Source organism: Vibrio splendidus (assembly GCF_024347615.1).
Taxonomy (GTDB): domain Bacteria; phylum Pseudomonadota; class Gammaproteobacteria; order Enterobacterales; family Vibrionaceae; genus Vibrio; species Vibrio splendidus.
This window is the reverse complement of the sequence record NZ_AP025509.1, coordinates 1,242,319-1,265,729: the sequence shown is the minus strand read 5'-3', so window position 1 is coordinate 1,265,729 and position 23,411 is coordinate 1,242,319. Positions and strand designations below refer to the sequence as shown.

16 protein-coding genes are annotated in these 23,411 nt (G+C 44.7%); 4 read left to right on the top strand and 12 right to left on the bottom strand.

The features are described from left to right. Positions 1–80 precede the first annotated feature (80 nt). The 4 genes from OCU90_RS22800 to malT form a co-directional block, all read right to left on the bottom strand. Positions 81–677, bottom strand: a complete 597-nt coding sequence (locus tag OCU90_RS22800) for an SCO family protein (protein WP_004732104.1) — start codon at positions 675–677, stop codon at positions 81–83. Further along, positions 674–1,114: a hypothetical protein gene (locus OCU90_RS22795; protein ID WP_061022220.1), complete on the bottom strand. Its 441-nt coding sequence runs from the start codon at positions 1,112–1,114 to the stop codon at positions 674–676. The genes OCU90_RS22800 and OCU90_RS22795 overlap by 4 nt, the downstream gene beginning before the upstream one ends. Positions 1,115–1,317: 203 nt before the next feature. Continuing rightward, positions 1,318–2,238, bottom strand: coding sequence for a polyprenyl-phosphate transporter (locus OCU90_RS22790; RefSeq protein WP_004732100.1), 921 nt, complete (start codon positions 2,236–2,238; stop codon positions 1,318–1,320). Between the two features lie 612 nt (positions 2,239–2,850). Then, positions 2,851–5,559 (bottom strand): HTH-type transcriptional regulator MalT, encoded by a 2,709-nt coding sequence (gene malT / locus OCU90_RS22785; RefSeq protein ID WP_026012276.1) that lies wholly within the window; start codon positions 5,557–5,559, stop codon positions 2,851–2,853. Between the two features lie 568 nt (positions 5,560–6,127). Between malT and OCU90_RS22780 the strand changes: the two genes are divergently transcribed. The 3 genes from OCU90_RS22780 to glgB all read left to right on the top strand — a co-directional run bounded on the left by OCU90_RS22780 (position 6,128) and on the right by glgB (position 13,306). Then, the gene (locus tag OCU90_RS22780) at positions 6,128–8,581 is read left to right on the top strand and encodes a glycogen/starch/alpha-glucan phosphorylase (protein ID WP_061022218.1); all 2,454 of its coding nucleotides are present in this window, start codon (positions 6,128–6,130) and stop codon (positions 8,579–8,581) included. Positions 8,582–8,769: 188 nt separating this feature from the next. Next, complete coding sequence (malQ, locus tag OCU90_RS22775) at positions 8,770–10,950, top strand: 4-alpha-glucanotransferase (RefSeq protein WP_004732094.1); 2,181 nt, start codon at positions 8,770–8,772, stop codon at positions 10,948–10,950. Positions 10,951–11,125: 175 nt separating this feature from the next. Then, complete coding sequence (gene glgB / locus OCU90_RS22770) at positions 11,126–13,306, top strand: 1,4-alpha-glucan branching protein GlgB (RefSeq protein WP_061022216.1); 2,181 nt, start codon at positions 11,126–11,128, stop codon at positions 13,304–13,306. An 80-nt stretch (positions 13,307–13,386) separates the two neighbouring features. Here the strand turns inward: glgB and OCU90_RS22765 are convergent, their stop codons facing one another. The 6 genes from OCU90_RS22765 to OCU90_RS22740 all read right to left on the bottom strand — a co-directional run bounded on the left by OCU90_RS22765 (position 13,387) and on the right by OCU90_RS22740 (position 19,011). Beyond that, positions 13,387–13,857, bottom strand: coding sequence for a TetR/AcrR family transcriptional regulator (locus OCU90_RS22765; protein ID WP_017072409.1), 471 nt, complete (start codon positions 13,855–13,857; stop codon positions 13,387–13,389). A 222-nt stretch (positions 13,858–14,079) separates the two neighbouring features. Beyond that, entirely contained in the window at positions 14,080–14,919 is an 840-nt protein-coding gene (locus tag OCU90_RS22760) for an energy-coupling factor transporter transmembrane component T family protein (protein ID WP_017078595.1), read from the bottom strand. Beyond that, positions 14,916–16,610 (bottom strand): ABC transporter ATP-binding protein, encoded by a 1,695-nt coding sequence (locus OCU90_RS22755; protein ID WP_061022215.1) that lies wholly within the window; start codon positions 16,608–16,610, stop codon positions 14,916–14,918. The genes OCU90_RS22760 and OCU90_RS22755 overlap by 4 nt, the downstream gene beginning before the upstream one ends. Positions 16,611–16,616: 6 nt before the next feature. Continuing rightward, a complete protein-coding gene (locus OCU90_RS22750) occupies positions 16,617–17,165 on the bottom strand; it encodes an ECF-type riboflavin transporter substrate-binding protein (RefSeq protein ID WP_004732085.1) in 549 nt (182 codons plus the stop codon). Between the two features lie 320 nt (positions 17,166–17,485). After that, the gene (locus tag OCU90_RS22745; protein WP_017061874.1) at positions 17,486–18,616 is read right to left on the bottom strand and encodes an HlyD family secretion protein; all 1,131 of its coding nucleotides are present in this window, start codon (positions 18,614–18,616) and stop codon (positions 17,486–17,488) included. Then, positions 18,616–19,011 carry a DUF3302 domain-containing protein gene (locus tag OCU90_RS22740; RefSeq protein WP_061022213.1) on the bottom strand — a complete coding sequence of 132 codons (396 nt, stop codon included), beginning with the start codon at positions 19,009–19,011 and terminating at the stop codon, positions 18,616–18,618. The genes OCU90_RS22745 and OCU90_RS22740 overlap by 1 nt, the downstream gene beginning before the upstream one ends. 250 nt (positions 19,012–19,261) lie before the next feature. On the opposite strand from OCU90_RS22740, the gene OCU90_RS22735 reads away from it, so the two are divergent. Then, entirely contained in the window at positions 19,262–20,164 is a 903-nt protein-coding gene (locus tag OCU90_RS22735) for a DMT family transporter (RefSeq protein ID WP_004732079.1), read from the top strand. Positions 20,165–20,236: 72 nt separating this feature from the next. On the opposite strand, the gene OCU90_RS22730 is transcribed toward OCU90_RS22735, so the two are convergent. After that, a complete protein-coding gene (locus tag OCU90_RS22730; protein ID WP_061022211.1) occupies positions 20,237–21,817 on the bottom strand; it encodes a GGDEF domain-containing protein in 1,581 nt (526 codons plus the stop codon). Continuing rightward, complete coding sequence (locus OCU90_RS22725) at positions 21,817–23,286, bottom strand: tetratricopeptide repeat protein (protein ID WP_061022209.1); 1,470 nt, start codon at positions 23,284–23,286, stop codon at positions 21,817–21,819. The genes OCU90_RS22730 and OCU90_RS22725 overlap by 1 nt, the downstream gene beginning before the upstream one ends. Between the last annotated feature and the right edge of the window lie 125 nt (positions 23,287–23,411).

Sequence of the window (23,411 nt, the reverse complement as noted above, 5' to 3'; positions counted from 1 at the left end):
GTTGTCCTTAATTTTTATGTTTTTGGTCTGGGACCTGACTTTTTTAGAACTTTATTGAGTAAGTTCTTTGTTTTTACGTTTTACTGCGTCAGCTTGTTGATAGCCTCAACAATTGGCGCTGGCGTCAACGTGTGCGGTACTTTGGTAATCAAGGTACCGTCGGGCTTTAAAAAATAAAAATATGAGCTGTGGTCTAGGGTGTATTCCAACTCTGAACCTTCAAGCTTGGTCTTTCTGAAAATAACGCCGTAGTTATGAGCCAGAGTCGTTGTGACATCCAATGGACCACTTAGTCCTTCCATCATCGGGTGGAAGTATTGCGCGTATTCATACGAGGCTTCAGCGGCATCACGTTCAGGATCGAGAGAAACAAACATTGGGCGAATCTTGGCTTTTGCTTCATCAGAAACTTGGTTAAGTGCTCCGGCCAACATAGCCAAAGAAGTGGGGCATACATCCGGGCAACGTGTGAAACCGAAGTAAACGATACGAATTCTGTCATCGGTTTGGTCAAAGATTTCCGTTGGTTGGTTGTCTTTGCCGAAAAGAGTCGTTGCGGAGAACTCTTGTTTTGCAGCGTGTTGTTCTTGAACTTCGTTTTGCCCATCAAGATAGCTTTTGACACCAAAGCCAAGTACAAAAGCGACAACCAATGCTAACGACCAATTTCTACTCATCTTGCCATCCTTATTGCAGGGTTTACAGTATCGACACCATCAGTGAGTTCACCGATCCATGTCATTTTATCTAAAGTACATACAGGTAAAATTACATCACCTTCATAGGTATTGTTGCCAATGCTCTTTAATTGAAAACGCGCTGATCCCATTTCCATTTCTAAACCGGTGAGGGATAACATCAGTGTCTCAGATGCAGCACCTTCCCAAACGACCTTTATCTTTGTGGGTAGAAGAGGTTGCGCGGTTTCTCGGTCAAGCGACATTGAAATGGATTCCTGCTCACACGATGTGGTTGAAAGCATGCAGTAGTCATCCAAGTTGACTTCGGCAGTTGAGTGCTCAATGACCGACTTAAATTTTTGAAATACTTGCGGCCCATAAAAACCTGCCACGAGAGCAATGCCAATAGCCACCACCTTTAATGCTGGGTGCATGTCGTGTTCTCATCTAATTTTATAAGAGCGGCGATGTTATCATACCCCTCAATACGTGCTTGTATCAAAAAGCAATTTTGTGCGTATAGTAGAACTAAAAAAGCGAAGCCATTGGCTTCGCTTTTGTCTGTTCAATCGAGAAGTGAGCTTAGTATTTCTAAGCATTATCCGTTCTAAACGCTTTCCAGAAGTTGGCTGAATGATTAGTCAGCGTTGCGCTCTGCAAATTTCTCTAGTCCTAGAACCAAGGCAATAGCAGCCAACATCATCACAATCGCCATTACCAGCTGAGAAGGCTGAGAGGTTACGGCTTCAAAATCAAACGGTGACAGATTTTCTTGAAGTAGAGGAACTTGCTCACCCTTTGAATTTGTACGCCAGCTGATGGTCTCTTTCCACGGCCAAATCTTAGGCAGCGTACCGATCATCAAACCAGTTAAGAACACTAATGTGAAATCGCGGAATGAGCGCAGTAACCAAGAAAGTACGTGCGAGAAAGTCAGTAGGCCAATCACACAGCCACTAAGGAATAGCGCAAGCACATCGATTTGAAACTCTTTAACCGCACCAAGAACCGGACCATACATACCAATCAATAGCAGAATGAAGCTACCCGAGATACCCGGCAAAATCATCGCACAGATCGCAATCGCACCCGCAATGAGGATATTGATACTGGTAGGCTCCATTTGCAGCGGCTTAAGCACGGTAATGCTATAAGCGAAAGCAACGCCAAGCAGCAAAAACACGAATCGAATCATATCGCGCTTCTCTACTTGCTTAAGAATATGGAAAACCGACACCAAGATCAGGCCAAAGAAGAAAGACCACAGTGGAACGGGGTGGGTGACTAATAACCAAGAAATCAGTTTTGCAAATGTCGCAATGCTCGTGAATACGCCTGCGAACAGTGAAATCAGGAAGAAACCGTTGATGTGGTTAAATGCGGCTTTGAAGCCTTCGCGTTTCCATAAGCCAAGTACACTAGGGTTAATCCTGCGAATGCTTTCTAGCAGCGTATCGTAGATACCAGTGATGAATGCGATGGTTCCGCCCGACACGCCAGGAACAACGTCTGCTGCGCCCATTGCCATGCCTTTGAAAAAAGTACTTAAGTAGTTCATTGCTTCATAGAGTTGAGGGTGATTTTGTGCAGTATACAAACTTTAGTGTAAAAAAAGTATGAATATGCCATTGGGGAGGGGCTTTTATTACTCTCTTAATTGTAAGGCAATAAGTTGAAGTGAACATTTGCCTAACATTTAAAATACAACCACTTAGTAATTTGTCATTAAGAGCAAAGATGAAACTGATCTCTTATCAATATTGCATCTTGGTTGCATTATGCAAATGCACTTTGCAATTCGCATGACAAATTCATGGTTTTTATGCGATGCAGGGCTTATAAAACGCCGAATTAAAGTTGGCACGCTAACTGCATTATATACATTGACCCTTCTTAAGCCGAGGGTCACCTAGCCAACTGACGTTGTTAGTGAACTTATGATTTGTTCACAAATATATAGAGCCAATCGCGATTATTGCGGTTGGCTATTTTTTTGCCTGTCGTTTGGTGATTGTCTTTTTTCTTTTCCAGTTCCTACATTTTTAAGCTCTAACCTCAGATGAAAAAAAAGCCAGCCACCATTGGTGACTAGCTTAAGCTTTTCTCGAATCAATCTCGAATCAATCTCGAATCAATCTCGAATCAATCTCGAATCAATCTCGAATCCGTTTTAGTAACCCATCAACTGCAGCAAGTTCTCTGCCGTGCTGATTGCTTCTTTGCGGTTAGCAATGTTGAGCTTTTGGTAAAGGTTACGGATGTGAGTTTTGATCGTGGTCCCCGCTACATCGAGCTCTTGAGCGATTTGCTCATTACTGAACCCAGAATAGATCAGACCAAGTACTTGCCATTCACGCTGGGTGAGTGGGCTAGTGCGCACAAGCTCAGGAATATTCGGGTGATTAACCAAGTTCTCAACAAAGTCTTCATCGAAGTGAACCGAGCGGCTGCGTTGGGTGGTTGAGATATCTTTCATGATCTGTTGAGCGCGATGGCGTTCTAAGTCACCTAAGCCTGGCTTGTTGCTCAATTTATCCAAGATATGCCCGATAGTCCCACCGTCGACCAAGAAGTTACCAACCATACCGGTTTGGTTGGTCATATGAAGCGCTTCTTCAAGTAGCACGCGTGCGCTGTCTTCATCGTTAATTTGTGTACGCAACACCGCTTCAACGATCAAGTTTCGGTTGGTGTCTGTAATCAGATGTGAACGCTGCGCTTCACTCTTAAGGAAAGTCAGCGCTTCTTCCGCATCTTCATACTGCTCAAGGATGATGTGAGAACGTACGATGTTTCTCCATTGAAGCTGACAGAAGTGGTTACTCGCCGATTCAGGTCGAACCGCCACGCTTAGCCAATCACGGATTGCCTCTTTATTGCCTTTTACTTGCCAGAACAGAATCAAAGAAAGAGAAGCATTTGCGGTCCAATCTACGTGGTAAGTTGATTGACGTAGCAGGTGTTGAATTTGGTCGATAAATTTCGACGCTTTATCAATCTCGCCGCGGCTCAATGAAATTCGAGCCAGCATTGAGTAACTGTGCAGGTGCTTACTTGGTGAGTGGTGTCCAAGGATATCTAAGCCTTTGTAGCAACACTCTTCCGCTTCATCTAATCGGTTCCAGCACCAGAAGATCTGAGCGCGAACACGCAGCAAAAATTCATGTAGAGGCACGTATTGAAGCTGATGCTCTTCGATCAATTTGAATGCGCTGTCTTGTAGCTCAAACGCAGCTTGAACATAACCTTGAGCAATCAAAATTTCGCTTTGTTGCAGAATCGCCCACAGCGCCTGATGGTAAACTTGATACTGGCGAGCAAGCTTCTCTGTTTGCTGCATCATCGGTAGCGCACGGCTCAGGTTGCCCATCACGTGATTCACTTCACCTACAACTGACGTTGCCACAATGCGGCTACGATAAACGGTCGTGTTCAGCTGGCTTAACGACAGCTCAGCCAATTCCAATGCTTTCTCAGGCTCATTGCTGTTGATGGCAACTTGGGCGCGCAAGGCGTTGTATTGGCCTTGCTGCTGAGTATCAAGTTCAATGTTTCGAGCTTGATATTGAGTCTCAGCCTCTTCCAACAAAGTCCCCACTTGATCATAGCGGTGCTGACTTTGTGCAAGCCAAGCGCGCAGCATTGATAGCTTCGGCTCACTGTATAGTTGATCCGTAGTCAGTTGCTTGATCGCCATCTCTAATGATGAAAGCTCACCTTGGTTGAACATCGGCCAACCGTGTTCAGTCAGGATTTGGATGATCAGCTCTGGGTCTTCAGCGCGCTGCGCGTGTCGCAGTGCTTGATGAGGCGTTTTCTGTTTGATCCACGCTTTCGCGGCACTTCGGTGCAACTCGGCTTCTTGTTGCGGAATTCGAGCTTGGCGCTCATGTGCGAGGAATTCACCAAACAAGTTATGGAAGCGATACCAGTTCTTTTCACCCTCAAGCGGGTAGATGAACAAACCAAAACGGTTGAGTGATTCGATCATACCCAGTGCGTCTTCACGCTGTGTAAGCGCGCAGACTAATTCGTCATTGAAATGATCAAGTACTGAACACTGCATCAAGAACTGTCGGGTTTCTTTATCCAGTAGATCGAATACTTCTTCAACCAAGTAATCCCAAAGGTGGGCATGGTTAAAGTGAGAGAAAGACTCTGCCGATTGCGCAAGCGTACGTTTTTGATGCTGAGCTTGAAGGGCAATAAGCTGTAACGCCGAAGGCCATCCCTCAACATAAGTACAGATACTGCCAGCGGTCGTGTCATCTACGCCATCGGCGACACGTTGGTTGAAGAAGCGCGTCGTCTCTTCAGTATCGAAAGCCAGCGAATCGTTGCCAATCTCAATCATCAAATCACGAACGCGAAGGTTTGCCGTGCCAAGTGGTGGAGTGCCACGGCTAGTCACAACAAGCGTCAGGTTGTCAGGCATGTGCTTGAGGAAAAAGCGCATCGCCTCGTGAATGTCATCGTTATTAACTAAGTGGTAGTCATCCAGCACAAGGAAACATTCTTGGTGGAATTCAGACATCTCAGCAAACACTTCACTTAACAAAGAATGCAACGATGAAAACTGTCGTTTTTCTGCCAGCTTTTGGGCATTAGGGCAGGCATTTTGAGTTGCTTTATTGAGTGATTGCATTAGGTAGTTGATAAAGCGAAAAGCATCGTTGTCACTGTCATCAATGCTGTACCAACCCACATTGGGTTTATCTACCAGCCATTGTGCTGCCATTGTGGTTTTGCCGTACCCCGCTGGAGAGCGGAATAATACAAGCTTATAGCAATCTGCGTGTTGGAGCAGATCGAGAACCCTAGGTCGTAGGATTGCATTATGTAAGCGGCCGGGACGAGTCAGTTTCGAAGGGATCCACATGTCGAAGTTTTTCACCTATTCCGTGGCTTATGTTCTGGATTACCTCAATCTATCGTTGAGTGTAATCGAATGACATCAGCCTAATTACTTAAGTCTTCAATCATATTACGTGAAGCAAAACGGCACCGACTATGATCCTCCTCAGAAACCTTGCACTCCTGCATGTTTTTAGGCTTCTACGCCCTTTATTTGAGACTTTGCTCACATAGCGGGTTGGTTTGTGAATGTGACTTCCTTCATTCCAACACGCGAATCTATGCAAAAGATGAGAGGACGAAATTATTTTCGTGATCTGAATATCAAATTTGATAATGACTTTAATCCGGTTAAATAAAAGTCACATCAGTTGAAGGTAAGTTATCGAACGGGAGCTTGTGATCTTAGTCACTCCAAGTTTTTGTTCGAAGTCAGAACATGAGAGTCAGATCACTAACCCTATGTCGGTACGCCCCCTACGCCCTCCCATCTACTCCTAGTTTGTCGCGTTAGCGGGAGGATGTTTAGTTAATGGTGACCATGCACGATATGTCACAGATGAATTAGAACTATTAAAAGCGAGATTTCTGAAATGAAACCAACTCAGCAAAAAACTTTCGATAAAGTGTCGTTCCAAGAAAGCGTTAAAAAGCATTTATCTGCAACCTACGCAACAACGATTGAAAACGCAGATAGCCGCGCATGGTACCTAGCAATGGGGCGTGCGCTAGCAGAACTCACAACATTTGATCTGTTAGAAACTGAAAATGACGAAAAAATTAAGAACGCGAAGAGCGTTAACTACCTTTCATTAGAGTTTTTGATTGGTCGTTTAACCGGTAATAACCTGATCAGCATGGGTCTGTATGAACAGATCACTCATGCAATGGAAGAGCTAGGTCAAAACCTAACTGATCTTCTAGAAGAAGAACGCGACCCATCACTAGGTAATGGTGGTCTTGGTCGTCTAGCCGCTTGTTTCATGGATTCTTGTGCCGCTCAAGAATATCCAACAGTGGGCTACGGTCTTCACTACGAATACGGTCTATTCAAACAGTCTTTCCAAGACGGTCGTCAACAAGAAGCACCTGACGCATGGCGTGGTGTTGAAGGTTACCCATGGGAAGTGGCTCGTCCAGAACTAGCACAACACATTGGTTTTTATGGTCATGTAGAAGTTGAATACATCGACGGTAAAGAAGTTCGTACTTGGGTTCCGGGTATGGAAGTGAAAGCAATGCCTTGGGATCTACCTATCGTAGGTTACGAGTCAAACACGGTTTACCCACTGCGCCTTTGGGAATGTCAGGCAATCGCACCATTCTCACTAGCAAGCTTTAACAACGGTGACTACTTCGAAGCGCAACACTCGCTAATCGATGCGGGTAACATTACTAAAGTACTTTACCCGAACGACAACCACGAGAAAGGTAAGACACTGCGTCTAATGCAGCAGTACTTCCACTCAGCAGCGTCTGTTCGCGATATTCTACGTCGTCACGAAGCAGCAGGTTTCTCTCTAGAAGATCTGCCTAAGCAAGAAACGATTCAACTGAACGATACGCACCCAACTATCGCTATCCCTGAATTGATGCGCATCCTGATCGATGAAAAAGGTTTAACTTGGGACCAAGCTTGGGAAATCAGTGCTCATACGTTCGCATACACGAACCACACACTACTTCCAGAAGCATTAGAGACTTGGTCTGAATCTTTGATCAACCGCCTTCTTCCACGTCACATGGAAATCATTTTTGAAATCAACCACCGCTTCATGCAAGAAGTTCGCAAGATGTGGCCTGGTGACGGTGAGAAGCAAGCGAAGCTTTCTATCATCCAAGAAGGTTTCCACCGCATGGTTCGCATGGCAAACCTATGTGTGATTGGCTCTTACAAAGTAAACGGTGTAGCTGCGCTTCACTCTCAACTGGTTAAGAAAGACTTGTTCCCAGAGTTCAACGAAATCTTCCCTGGCAAACTGACTAACGTAACGAACGGCATCACGCCACGTCGTTGGTTGAAGTTCTGTAACCCAGGCCTATCTACGCTAATTACTGGCAAGATCGGCACTGAGTGGCCAGCAAAACTAGAGCAGCTTGAAAGCATCGCTAAGTTTGCAACAGACGCGAAATTCCAAAAAGAATTCATGGCTGTTAAGAAAGAAAACAAACAGCGTCTTGCTGATTGGGTTCAAGAGAACATGGGTATCGAGCTAGATACGAACGCTATCTTCGACGTGCAAATCAAGCGTCTTCACGAATACAAGCGTCAGCACCTAGATTTGCTACACATTCTATCTCTGTACCACCGTATTCTTAACGAACCTGGTTTCGAGTGTGAACCACGCGTATGTTTCTTCGCAGCGAAAGCAGCACCGGGTTACCACCTAGCGAAAGAGATCATCTTCGCGGTTAACAAGATTGCAGAGAAGATCAATAACGACCCTCGCATTGGCAACAAACTGAAAGTGGTATTCATCCCTGATTACCGTGTAAGCATGGCTGAAATCATTATTCCTGCGGCAGACGTTTCTCAGCAAATCTCACTGGCTGGTAAAGAAGCATCGGGTACGGGCAACATGAAGATGGCGCTAAACGGCGCGCTAACTATCGGTACTATGGATGGTGCAAACGTTGAGATTCGTGAAGAAGTTGGCGATGAAAACATCTACATCTTTGGCCTAGACGTTGATGGTGTAGTGGCATTGCAAGCTCAGGGTTACAACCCATACGATTACTACAACGCAGACCCACTGCTGAAAGCATCTCTAGACCTACTGACTGGCGATGAGTTCTCTCCAGGTCAACCAGGCCTTCTACGTGCAACGTTTGATAGCCTACTCGACGGTGGCGACCCGTACCTATGTCTTGCTGACTTCGCATCTTATGTGAAAGCACATGAAGACATGGGCAAGCAGTACAAAGACCAAGCAGGTTGGGCTAAGAAAGCAATTCTTAACACAGCATTGGTTGGTAAGTTCACATCAGACCGCTCTATTCGCGATTACGTGAACAACATTTGGAAACTTGAAGCGGTTAACCGTTAATACTTCCAAAGTAGCCAAGGCAGTTTCTGCCTTGGCTCAATTAGCTTGTGAGCAAACGAAAGGCTTAAAGGTTTGTCGTTTATAAACAAGCTGCTTACAAACCGATTGTCACAAGCTAATTGATTAGTAAAAAATTAAATTAACAACCCTACAAAATAGAAAGCGTCAGAACGTTTTCGGAGAGAGCGATGAAAGAACAGACCGTATTAAAACAAGTCGCAGAAATGGCAAACATTGCCGACAGTTACGTTAGTGCGTGGGGCGATGAAGCACAAGTATCAGAAGAGACGATTACGTCTCTATTGGCTTCATTGGGCTACGATACAAGCAGCGATGATGCACTGCTTAAATCTGCAGAAAGAAAACACAAAAAAGATGTACTAGACCCAGTTCTTGTCTTGCGTGACGGTGAGCCAGTAGAAGTGGCGCTTAATCTAGGTGTTAGTGCTCGTGAAAGTGAGTTCAGCTGGCGCTTAGAAACCGAGCAAGGAGAGGTACTTGAAGGCTATCTTCAATCTCAAGTCGTTCGTGACGAGCGTGCCGAGGGTGGCCCTTTAGTGTTTGCATTGCCAAGTGATTTGGCATGGGGTTATCACAAGCTGATTGTGAGTCGTAAGCGCCGTAAGAAGCCTTACGAGATGACATTGATCATTACGCCAAAAGCGTGTTTCAAGCAGTCACCAATCGAGCAAGGCAAAAAACTTTGGGGACCAAGTGTTCAACTGTACACACTAAGAACTCAGCACAACTGGGGTATTGGTGATTTTGGTGACCTTAAACAGCTTGTTGCTGATATCGCTTCTCGTGGTGGTGATTTTGTTGGCCTAAACCCAATTCACTCATTGTTCCCAGCGAACCCAGAAGGCGCGAGCCCATACAGCCCGTCGTCACGTCGTTGGTTGAACATCTTATACATTGATGTGAGCTCAGTACCTGAATTCGCATTAAGTGCAGAAGCACAACAAACGGTAGGCAGCGCTGAATTCCAACAGCGTCTACAAAAAGCTCGTGAAGCGCACTGGGTAAACTACACCGAAGTGTCTGAGCTTAAGATGAGCATCTTGCCTCTGTTATTCGCAGAATTTAAGACTCGTCATTTAGACAAGAACAGCGATCGTGCACAAGCGTTCTTAGCGTTTGTAGAAGAGGGCGGTGAAAGCCTGATGCATCAAGCGGCGTTTGATGCTCTGCACGGTGAGTTACATGCTGAAGATTCAGGTATGTGGGGCTGGCCAGTATTCCCAGAGAAGTACCGTACATTCGAAAGCCCAGCGACACAGAAATACATTAAAGAGAACCTAGAGAATGTTCATCTTTACATGTACCTGCAGTGGTTAGCGGATTGCCAAATCAACGATGCACAGTCTCTTGCTGAAGAGAAAGGCATGGCCGTTGGTTTGTACCGTGACCTAGCCGTTGGTGTTGCGGATTCAGGCAGCGAAACATGGGCCGATGAAGGCAACCTAGTGATGGATGCGAGCATCGGTGCTCCACCGGATGTGCTCGGTCCTCTAGGTCAAAACTGGGGTTTACCACCGCTTAATCCTGAAGTGCTTCAAGAAACAAGCTACGACGCATACATCAAGCTACTCCGTGCCAATATGAAGCACTGTGGTGCACTTCGTATTGACCACGTATTAGGCCTACTGCGTTTGTGGTGGATTCCAAAAGGTGAAAACGCAACCAAGGGTGCGTACATCTACTACCCAGTACAAGACATGCTGTCAATTCTGGCGCTTGAATCTCACCGTTACCAATGTAGCGTTATCGGTGAAGACTTAGGTACGGTGCCGGATGAAATCGTCGATATCCTAGCGGATGCGGGCGTGCATTCTTACAAAGTATTCTTCTTCGAAACATCAGAAGATGACGGTGGCTTTATCTCACCGAAACATTATGCACCACAATCGATGGCGGCACTTTGTACTCATGATATGCCAACGCTTCGCGGCTTCTGGCATTGTGATGACTTGAAAATGGGTCAAGAGATTGGTTTATACCCAGATGCAGAACAGCTAGAAACCTTGTTCGACGACCGTCTGGAGTGCAAACAAGGTATCTTAGATTCAGTAGCATGGCATGGCTTCTTACCTGAAGGTGTTGGTCGTGATGCAAGCCAAGTACCGATGGACTCTTATCTTGCCGAAGCGCTTCAACTGCACGTTGCGGCTGGTGGTTCGACACTTCTTAGTGTTCAACTGGAAGATTGGTTAGAGATGGACAAGCCAGTAAACATCCCTGGCACTGTCGATGAGTATCCTAACTGGCGTCGTAAACTATCAATGAACTTGGACGAAATATTTGCTCACGAAGGGGTAAATCGTATCGCTTCTAAGCTGACTGACGTTCGAGAAAAAGCAGCTAAGTAATGACGTTGAGTGGCTTGAAAATAGGTGGTTTTTTGCTTACGCCGTACGAAACTACAACCTCGGTCACTCAATAATGAATGCTCATCTGGTAGAATAAACCGTCGTTATATTGCCCGCACTAATAGCGGGCATTTTTGTATTATATTTTTTGGATGTTTGGTTAGGGAGAAGCGTTTTGGAACTAAGTTCGATTTCAAAGCAAAAACAAATATATACCCAACTATCACAGGCTTGTTTCACTGACCCATTTGCGTTTTTAGGGCCATACCTACCTTCTGAGCAAGGTGCATTACGTGTGTGGATTCCTGGGGCAAATAAAGTCGAGTTGATTATTGGAAAGGAACCTCGTATTGAGTTAGCGCGAGAGGGTGAAAGTGGCTTCATTCTTAAGCAAGAGAGAGATTTACGTTTTACTCACTACAAGCTCGCGGTTGATTGGGCTGGAGTCGAGCAGATCATCGATGATCCATACCAGTACCACGATCTGTACGCGAGTTATGAAGATCTCCATACACCTAAAGATATGTATCATCACATGGGGGCTCAGTTTATTACGCTAGAGCGTGATGGACAGACGATTTCAGGTACGCGTTTCTTGGTGTATGCACCGCATGCAACAGCGGCAAGCTTAGTGGGTAACTTCAACGCTTGGGATGGTCGTCGTCATCCAATGCAACGTTTAGATTATGGCATGTGGGGCCTATTCATTCCTGAACTGGAAGAAGGCGCTCAATACAAGTTTGAATTAAAAGGACCTGATGGCGAAGGCTTACCACACAAAGCTGACCCATGGGGTTTTTACTCTGAGCAATACCCTTCATTTTCTTCTGTGACTTACGATCACGCTCGTTACGAGTGGCAAGATACTCAATGGCAGAATCGCCCTGTAACGCAAAAGCGTAAAGAAGCGCTTTCGTTCTATGAACTGCACGCCGGTTCTTGGAAGCGTAACGCTGAAGGTGAGTTCTTAAACTACCGTGAACTTGCTGCTGAACTGATCCCATATTTAACGGATTTGGGTTACACGCATGTAGAGTTGATGCCGGTTTCAGAGCATCCGTTTTACGGCTCTTGGGGCTATCAGCCAATAGGTTTGTTCGCACCAACGAGTCGTTTTGGCTCTCCTGATGACTTCAAATTCTTCGTCGATCAATGTCACCAAGCTGGTTTAGGTGTTGTTCTGGATTGGGTTCCAGCGCACTTCCCTAGTGATGATCACGGCTTAGCCAATTTTGATGGAACACCTTTGTTCCATGATCCAGATCCACGTCGCGGTTGGCATCAAGATTGGAATTCGTACATTTATGATTTAGGCAAAGAGCATGTGCGTCGCTTCTTGGTTGCAAACGCACTGTACTGGTTCGAACAATTCCATATCGACGGCATTCGTGTTGATGCGGTTGCTTCGATGTTGTACCTCGATTATTCGCGTAGCCATGATCAATGGATTCCGAATGCAGACGGCGGCAACGAAAACTACGATGCCATCGCAACTCTTAAGTGGATGAACGAAGAAGTTTACAAGCACTTCCCTAATGCGATGACGATTGCTGAAGAATCGACGGCTTTCCCTGGTGTTTCAGCCCCAACCTTTATGGGTGGCTTAGGCTTCGGATTTAAGTGGAACATGGGTTGGATGCACGATAGTTTGTCTTACATCCAAGAAGATCCAATCAATCGTAAATATCACCACGATACAATTACCTTCCCATTGGTTTATGCACACAGTGAGAACTATGTATTGTCTCTATCTCACGATGAGGTGGTTTATGGTAAAGGATCTATCCACGAAAAAATGCCTGGTGATGAGTGGCAGCAAACGGCAAATCTACGTGCTTACATGGGTTACATGTACGCGCAGCCGGGTAAGAAGCTGAACTTCATGGGTGCTGAATTTGGTCAGACGGCGGAATGGAACCACGATGATCAACTGCAATGGTTCTTGCTAGATTATGAACGTCATCAAGGTGTTCAGCGCTTAACGAAAGATTTGAACAATCTGTACCGTTCTGAAGCTGCAATGCATGATCTTGATTTCGACCCGAAAGGCTTTGAATGGCGTCTACAGGATTCAGCTGAAGCGAGCATCTTAGCTCATGAGCGTATCAGTGAATCAGGCGAGCGTGTATTGGTGGTTTCTAACTTTACCCCCGTTCCTCATGAGCACTTCCGCTTAGGTGTTCCAGCACAAGGTCAGTACTCTTTGTTATTGAATACAGACTCTGCGGATTATGCAGGCAGTGGCTTTGAAGTGAAGCCAGTTGCTAAGGTTGAATCAGTAGAAAGCGAAGGCTTAGACACATCGATTGAGCTGCGTTTACCACCGTTATCGACCGTTTTTTACAAGCTAAATTAGGTCTATAAGTTGAAGTAAGCAATAACTAAAAAGCAAATGGGAGCCGAAAGGCTCCCATTTTTGTATTTATAACGCTTGGTTTAATGCTGCTTGAAGTTCGTGAGATAGAACATTGAACGTCCTACGACAGTCTCAAGGATTCGAACGGAATCAAGCCCAAAGCTATTAAACATTATCTCGCGGAATTGACCATCTGAACTGATGTTAAACTGTTCAGGGCTCTTGACCTGGGAGGCATGGAAAAACATCAATTTGATCACGAATCGAAATTGATCATTATCTAGAGCGTTTTGCCAAGATTGAATGAATACTTCTTCCGATGAGAACTCTAGATTCTCTATAACAATTGATAGCATGTGTTGGTGTAACGCTGATCGGATAGCGCGGGTCGATGGATAATAGCCCTGAAGCGTCGTCAAACTAATGCCAATTTCTTGAGCAATCCTTGCATAAGTTAGTGCTTCATGTCCTTCAGCCAGAAAAAGGTTTAGTACGATCTCATCGTAGTGCTTTTGATTTTCTAGTTTCTGTACTTGAGTAATTCGAGCCATTACAAATCTCTATTGAGTGTAACATTCTGTAAACGTGTATATTAAGAGTTTCTAAATTAGATTTCAAACCAAAGACGTAAGTAAACGGTCAGTTTATCGTCAAAAATAGTCAGTATTGAGTTATTGGTTCAATTGTTAATCAGATCTTGGCACACATAAAAACACCGCCCTATTGAGCGGTGTGTTATTTTAAGTCGTTGTTTGTATGTGGTAAATGAAAACTTAGAATGGATACCAAAACAATTCAGGTTCAAGAATGCGTTTCGCTATGGCCAACACCACAATAAAAGCAATGACACTCAAACAAACAAAATCGATACGTTTCAAAGGCGCATAGCTATACCAGGTACGTGCCTTGTGTCGGCCAAAGCCTCGAAGCGTCATTGCATTTGAAATCTCGTCTGCGCGGTCCAAGCTAGAGAAAATGAGCGGCCCTAGAACCTTAGCCACGTTTTTGATTCGAGTTATTAGGGGCGCTTTCTTCGAGAGTTCTACACCACGAGCTTGCTGAGCATGCATGATATTGATGAAGTCCTTCTTAACTTCTGGCAAGTAACGCAGCGTTAAGCTTACCGCATAGGCGATCTTGTACGGAACGCCGATACGGTTGAGGCTCGCGGCAAACTCAGTCGGGTGCGTAGTGAATACGAATATTAACGCTATCGGGAACATACTCATGTACTTGAGCGTGACCGTGACTAAGTAAAACAGAGTCTCTTGGCTCAACGAGTAGTTACCCGGCAATGTCAGTAATAAAGTTTCGCTACCGATGAGCTCAGTGCCTTGCTGCGGAGCAAGCAGGAACATGAATAAAGCATTTAGACTTAAGACACTCGCCGTACCTAATAACAAAGGCTTATACACGCGTATAGGCACATTGGTGAGCTTTAATAGGTATAAACCAGTCATAATAAGCAGCGTAATCAATCTCAGGTCAAACGTAGTCAATACCACGGTTACCCAAGCTAAGAAGAGTGCAAATTTCGTGATGCCATTCAATGCGTGCAGGGGGGATTTGGTATCAATGTAGTTGATGCCGAATTTTACTTTTGATGCGTTCATAGAGAACTTCTCTCGTAGTCGATGAAGTACTGCATAAACGCATTGGTATCGTCGATTTTCATCATAGTCGCGAGTTCATAAATACTGGTGGTACAGAGGTTTGCACGTTCTAGAAGCGATGGCTGACTAAACACTTCTGTCATGGCGGCATTGGCAATAAGCTTGCTGTCTGCGATTACGATTGAACGTGTGGTGTACTCTAGAACGAGATGCATGTCGTGTGAGATGATCACCACAGTAATACCCAAATCACGGTTAAGCTTTTGGATGAATGCCAGCATGGATGTGTAGTTACGGTAGTCTTGACCTGCTGTCGGCTCATCCAAGATAAGAAGCTCAGGTTCCAGCACTAAGATAGAAGCGATGGTTACACGTTTTTTCTGACCGTAGCTTAAAGCTTCGATAGGCCAGTGACGGAACTTACTCAGCCCACACAGCTCAAGAACGTTCTCAACTTTTTCTGTGATCAGATCTTCTGCAATATTGCGGTTACGAAGACCAAAAGCAATCTCGTCAAAAATCATATGATGCGAGATCATATGATTTGGGTTCTGCATCACGACACCGACTTTCTGGCTTCTTTCAAAGATAGAAAGCTCAGATAAGTCTTCACCATTTAGATAGGAAGAGCCTGAATCGGCATCGATCACACCCATGATGAGTTTGGTGATGGTAGATTTACCCGAGCCGTTCTTGCCCAGAATCGAAACAAACTCGCCTTTGCCAATCTTGAAGCTCACATCTTCGAGTGCGTTCTTCTCGCCATCGTAAGAATAAGTCAGACCATGAACTTCGAGTAAAGGCTGATACTGCTTTTCTGCAGCAGGGTCAGGGCGGTCAGCAAACCAAGCTTGAACTGCTGGGCGGAACCTTTTGTAATCCAAAGCTTTGAGGTTTGACAGCTTATCTTCGCAGGTTAGTGGGGCTTTCGCCGCTTTAAGCGCGGATAAGTAAAGAGGCTCACGAATACCGTGTGTATCAAGTAACTTAGACGCTAAAATTTCATCGGGAGTCATATCCGCGACGATTTCACCGCGCTCCATTAAGATCACACGATCGATATCACGATGTAGGACATCCTCGAGGCGGTGCTCGATAATAACGATGGTTTTGTTGGTTTCTTTATGCAGTTGGTCGATGATCTCAATCGTTGCCTTACCTGTTTTAGGGTCAAGGCTTGCCAGAGGCTCATCAAACAGCAAGATATCAACGTCATCAACTAAGATACCCGCTAACGATACTCGCTGTTTTTGACCACCAGATAGATCATGAGGAGAGCGCTCAAGCATGTCCGCTAGGTCAACCATTTTTGCAGTCGACTTAACTAACGGGTACATGTCAATGTTCGACATCAACTGATTTTCGAGTGCGAAAGCAATATCTTCACCGATACTCAAACCCACAAACTGGCTGTCAGTATCTTGCAGTACTGTGCCGACTTGTTCGGTATAATCGTGCATCGAAAATTCAGAGATATTCTTGCCGTTGATCTCTAAAGAGCCAGTTACCTCACCTTTAATTGCATGAGGTATTAGGCCATTGAGACATTGACCTAGGGTAGATTTACCACTGCCACTTGGTCCAATAATGACGATTTTCTCTCCTTTCTCTATCCTTAGATTGATATTTTTTAGCGTCGGTTTATCCAGCGACTCATATCTAAAAGAGAAGTTCGAAAATGTTATAGTCATTATCGCTTATGCCTCAGTTAGGTTGCGGCTTTGTTTGTTGCGTTTAGCGACTGATTTTAGGATCAGGAAGCCCACAACAGCGATCAGAACGGTGTTACCCGCTGCGATGATAGACAGTTGAGTGAAGACTTTAGTAAACGGTTCTGCATATAAGATAGTATCTAGGAACGCAGAGCAGCCATAGCCTACAACGTTACCTGCAAGGGCCAGTATCACGAACAATACAAAATCTTTCATTGGCAGTTCGCCTTGTTGAAGACGGTTCTTAGTCATCATAGGGAATAAGCCGATAACCATACCTACGATACCTGAGCCTAGTACCCAAGTTAACCAAACGCCCCAGCCTGCGAACAGATCCGTTACCCAGTGACCGATAAAGCCAACCAAGAAGCCAACAATTGGGCCGAACAAAACAGAAAATAGTGCTAGGACTGCCATCGCTGGTTTCAATGTCGTGTTCGCAAACACTGGGACACCAAACATAGGTAAACCACCAATGCCGTACAGTGCCGCGCCAATGGCGATAACGACCACTGTTTTAGCTGAAAAGTTCATAGATAACCTCGAATACTGAAAAATAAAGCAAAATAAAGAACAAATATTCGCCATTATTAATATGCGTCTCAATGAGAACGTTTTTTGGGCAAATATAAAAAATAAGGCGCGCATTATACAGTAGAACCCTTCCATAAGGGAAGATAAGTGTCTAGATGTCTAAAATTCCATCTGAACACCTAAATATCGTGTAAAAAGCGCAATTTTACGGTTAATCAAGCAACAAAAAAGCCAGAACGGGTCTGGCTTTTTCATTCGTCTTAACAATGTGTTAAGTGGGTTCGTCGTATATCTACGACCATTTAGTGGTCTAGGTATAGTTAGTGGTCTAGATATAGATAGTTTTGCCAGCTCTTCATGCGAATAAGGACCTTACGCATGATAGACACGTGAGTGAAGCTGTCAGAATAAACGGCAACTTCAACCGCGGTACCCATAGGTAAATGGTAGTCAGACAGGTCATCAGTGATGGTCATTTTAGCAAATACACGTCCATTAGTACGAAGTGCATTGGTACCAATAAGTGTCCCGCGCGCTTGAATTTGACTCTCACCAATAGCTGGGATTATTTCATCAATGCGTCCTTTGAAAATCTTGCCTGGTAGTGCTCTGAATAAAAATTCAGCTTCGAAACCAGGATGCAGTCGTTGCAATGAGTTTTGTCTGAATGCTGCGATGTAGTATTTTTCTTCCGTATGGACAAATGTCATGACAGGAGCAAGAGGCAGCGGTACAGCCATTACGCCTGGACGCAGTGCTAGTTGTGTAACATATCCATCCGTTGGTGCTCTCACGACCGTTTGGTCAAGGTTGAATTGAGCCTTACGTAAGTCTGCAAGTAATCCTGCCACTGCGGTGTTCTCGCCACCAATTTCAGAATTTAGAGCAATCTGAGCTTGTTGTTGACTTGCTTCTGCTACTTTTACTGCAGCTTCCGATGCCTTGTAAGCTTGTCTACGAGTATCCAATTGTTGTTCGGTGAACGCACCACTTTCAAAGCCACGCTTATAACGAGAAAACTCGCGTTGCGCTTTGTCTCTTTCTGCAATCGCTTTGATTTTAGCAGCTTCAGCTTCAGCAACTTGAGATTCAAGCCCAAGTGCTCCTTGGCTTGCTTCTTTTACTTTCGCTTCGAGCTTAGCGACTTCTGCTTCAAAAGGGATAGGGTCAATTTTAAAGAGGATGTCTCCTTTCTTTAAAGGAGAATTCGCCTCAACAGGAACCTCAATGACTTTACCTCTAACGCCTGAAACAATTGGAGTCGTTGAGTAAACTTGGTTGCCAAGTTGTGTGAAAGGATGGTTGTAGTTCATTAATAGGATCAATGTTCCTACGATGACCACACCACCGAGCACTGCGGTAGGCACTGTCCATTTGTTTAGTGGGATATTAAATACTTTGAAAATAGTGATACAAAGTGCCGCGTAGGTCATTATCAGTAGTAAATCCATTACTTAACCTCCTGATCTTGAACGTTGTTTGACTCTTTTTCTGTGCTGCTTTGTTTAGTATTTGCTTGTTTGAGCTGTGCGATCTCTTCTTGAAGGGTGCTAACTTGATCGATTAAAACATCCACTCGGTGATGAATATCGTGCTGCTCTTCTTCGAGTTTTTCGAAGCCCCAGCCTCGGTCTTTGCGCCATAATGTTGCCCAAATCCATAGAAAGGGCCAAATTGTGTGCAAAGTGAATAGGCTAACCCAGCCTGAGACGTGAATTGCGTCTTGGTGAGGATGATTACGTTCTTTGGCTATTTCATAAGGGATATCGTGAATAACGATGATGCCGTAAAAGATGACTAGAGCAACGAAAATGAGTAAGCCGAGTGCAAAGTAGTCTAAAAACATAACAGATCCTTGTAATGTTAGATGTTAGTTATAAATATAGTACGCTATCATCCAAGTAATTGTTATAAAAATGATTTACTGAGTTAGAAATAATGAGTGTTCGCTTCTAATGTGAGCAAAACCATTGACGAATCTTATAAAATCTCATCGCGTTTGAAGAGGCTATTTCGGCTTTCTGGTTGGTATTTTAGCTGAAATGATGACAGCTACGATTCTAAATGACGTGCACAACCACAAAGGATAAACACGGATGTATATAGGTGAATTGGCGGCTATTGGTGCTGCGATTGTGTGGGCGTGTGCGACATGGATTTATGGGCAATTTGGACATCGCTTCTCTGCGATGCAATTGAACATTGTTAAGGGTGTAGTCGCTTCTGGCATGATGCTGTTAGTCATGCCGTTAATACCGATGCCTGAATTTGAATTGAGTACCAACCATTTTCTGATATTGGCAATTTCAGGTGTGATTGGCATTGCGATTGGAGATAGCGCCTATTTTGCGGCATTGAAAAGAATCGGTGCCAATAAGACGCTGTTACTGGAATCTTTAGCACCGCCTCTTTCTGGCGTGCTGGCACTCATGTTTCTTGGTGCTGTATTGACAGTACAAAGTTGGCTCGGTGTCGTGATTACAACACTAGCGGTGACCTTCGTTGTCTTCCAGCCATCAAAATCGGCGAGCGGTGAATCGAATGATAAAGCGCAGTGGGGTGGCATTGGTTATGGGCTTGTGGCGAGTGTTTGTCAGGCATCCGGTGTGGTGATTTCTCATTACGCGTTAGTGGCGGGTGATATCCCACCATTATTAGGTGCACTGATTCGTCTCACGATAGGTGTGTTTGCAGTAATGCTGATTATCCCTTTTGTTGAAAAGAAGCCGTATTCATCGATAAAAAGAGATTTATGGGAAATGACCAAGCTCGATAAACTTTGGTTATTAGGGGCAATCTTTGTCGGAACCTTTTTGGCTTTGTGGCTTCAGCAAGTGGCATTGAAGAATGCGAACCCTGCGATTGCACAAACATTGATAGCGACCAGTCCGGTCTTTATTTTGGTGATTTATGCGATTAAAGGGGAGAAGGTGTCAAAGCAAAGCGTCATCGGGACGCTTGCTGCCCTTGCTGGAATATCTCTGTTCTTTTATCAATAAAGTTCAGGCTTTAGCTACAGAGCTACAGAGCTACAGAGCTACAGAGCTACAAAGTTACAGAGTTACATGCCACTACTCTGTACACACTTGATTACGGCCATTGGCTTTAGCTCGGTATAGCGCTTTATCGGCACGGTAGAAGGTACGCTGAGTATTTTCTCCGTCGCGATGTAAAGTGATACCGATACTCACGGTTAAACCGCGCTCTCCGAGTATTTCATGCCATCCGAATTGGAAGATACGCTCTCGATAATTTTCAGAGTGCATTTCTGCTTTCGCAAGGTCAGTGTTTTCAAGGATGACGAGGAACTCTTCTCCACCAAATCTGACACATGACGCGCCTCTAAACTTAAAGTATGAGCGCAGCTCTTGAGAAACGCTGACAATCGCTTTATCACCCACTAAGTGGCTTAGTTCATCATTGATAGACTTAAAGTGGTCGATATCAACAACCATCAAGGCGAAAGGTGCTTCGTGAAGCAACAGGTCTTTTAGTTTTACATCTAACCATCGACGGTTGTGTAACCCGGTCAGTGGGTCGGTGAAAACATCTTGTTGTAGTTGAGCAACTGTATTCTTGTGCTGTTCAGTCGTCTCTTTGAGTTCTCTATTTTCTTGTTCAGAGAGAATGAGTTTTAGTTGTAACTCAAAACGCGATAGGCGGCGTAGTTGGCTTGCACCGAGTTCGCTGATCGGGATCTGCTTCATCAGATCCGTTTCAATTCGGTAACCTTTTTTCTCATAGCTCAGAGCTTCTTGAAAACGGCCCTGATTCATACATACGTCACTCAAAGAGTCATAGAAACGCTTTGCAAGCACTGGCGATGAGTAGGCTTTTACACGTTTGTCTGTGTTCGACAAAATCATGCTCGCATAGTCTTGCTTTCCGGTTGCACTTAGGCAATGTGCTAACTCGAGACGAGTCATGGTTGCGAGCCAGCTTGCTTGAGTGCTGTTGGCTGGGTATTGAACTTTTGAAAGGCAACGTAAGGCTTCATGGTATTTTTTCTTAGCACGAAGCACTTTCGCTTGGTAGAGCAATATTTGAGCTGTGAGCAACTTGTCACTCACTAGAATACTTAATTCTTCGCACTCATTCAGTAAATCGCTGGCCGCGGTAATGCGGTTGAGCAGAAGTAGGCTTGCTACCATATGCAGCTTGAATTTGAGGCGAAGTGAGCGACTGCTTATCGCGTGGTCTATACTGCTGATTTTTTGGTAATAGCGAAGAGCTCTGTTGTGATCACCATAGGCATCACACAGGTTGCCCATGCCTAAGATAGCCAATACATATTCATCGATATGGCCGTGTTCAACCGCAATTGTCGATGAGCTGACGAATTCATTCAGTGCCGATGTGTAATCACCAATTTCAACTAAGCGGTCGCTTAGGCTGGTCTTTACTGTGAGAATGTCTTCGATATCTACAGGAAGGTGGAGTAGGTCGAGTGCAAACCTGAGTTCTTCGATACTGGTTTGATTTTGTTGTAACTCGGCACGGTACTCAGAGCTGATGATATAGCAGTGCGCTTGCTCAGTTTGCGTGGTCGAAACGTGCTGGCGAATGTGGTTCCAGAATATGATCGCTTCTTCACCCGATACCGATGAAGGGTCTAAACCAGCATCTGTGATCTTGCGTAGTAGGGTTTCCATTATTCTATTACCTCAGCATCGTCTTCTTCTAATTGTTCAAGAGTGAACGGGAACGTCAAAATATCATTGAGGCTGACGGTAGGTCTCGAACCTTTTAATCCTTTTCTATGCCATGGATATATTTCTAGCATGGTGCTGAGAGTTTGGAAGGTTTGTTCTGCGGCTTCGCCTTTCTCTGAAAGCATCATAGCAACACGCTCTGAACTCAGCCTAGCGATGAAGTCGTTTTGATTACACAAGGTATGAGCAATCTCGGTACAGACATCTAAGTAATCGGTATCGACATGATGGAACATAATGATGCTGTGGTTCGAACGTTTAAGTTCTGTCTTAAATAGGACCAGCTTCTCCCACCAAAAGGTTTCAGAGACGACATAAGAGAGGTGCTTTTCAGGATCGTACTCATGCTGGCCACGAATACGGTTAATCAGTTTTCGTGCTCTCTGTTCAAGCTGACGCTTGGAACTGCGCGCTTTGTCTAAACCGACACGATTAGTTTGCTCTTTAAGCATACCGATGGAATATTGACGGTACTTTTTAAAGGCGACCAACGCAGCTTTGAAATCTTGGTTTTCTTCTGCAACCAAGGATTGTTGGTAACAAATCTGGCTAAGCAACTCACCATTATCGAATTCATTTGCAGAGTGTTCAGCGAGTTTCAGCAATTCTGCCGCATGTTCTGGTCTTTTTCTCAGGAGCTCCAATCGAGCTCGACTGATGTAAGAGTGCGCTTTCATCCAAACGAGGTTGTGTTCTACGGCTAGATTGTGCGCTTTGGCTGTCGCGCGCTCTGCATCATCTAGACGTTCAAGCCCAAGCAGAGCAAGGCCTCGAAAGTCCCATACTTCGGCATGCCAAGTGTTATCTTTATGCTCTTTTAACGCTTCTTCTGCACCGTCGAGTACCGACAGCATTTCGACATAGTTGTTAAGCAGGTAGTAATCCCAAGCGAGCAGTATTCTTGCTTTGCCCTCTAGCCAACCAATGCGGCTGTTGTTAGCCACTTTAACGGCAAGTTGATGGGTAGAACGTGCAAGCTTATATTCATGAGTCATTCGCCAAATGTTGCCAAGCCCAATGAGACATTCAATTTGAATCTCGACTTCATCAACCAGTGCAGACTGCTCTAAGGCATTGATCCAGAACTGTTGGGCGGAATAGTACTTGGCTTGTCCCCAGTACTGGAGCGCGTGTAAATGGAGGATTTCAGGGAGGAAAAGGTCGGTATCTAATCGGTTCTGGCGCTTGTAGGTTTCCTTGATGTACTTCAAACCTTTTTGGTAATCCATCAGGTTCCAGCTACACCTTGCCATTAACATTAACGACTGGATAGCACCCTCTTCAAACAGAACTTGCTCCGATCGGACTAGGCACTGTTGGGCAATCTCTAGGATCACCGATGGCTCAGAGTCGACACGAGTTTTGAGTTGTTCTAGTTCTGTTTCAAGAAGGTACTGATTTTTGTCCAAGAGTTAGATCCATAATTATCGAACATATTGATAACACAATCATTATAAGAGTGTGATTTGAGATAAGCACCAATTATCTTTCTTAGGGCCTTAAAGGAACATGTATCTTTTCCAATTATGGGTGT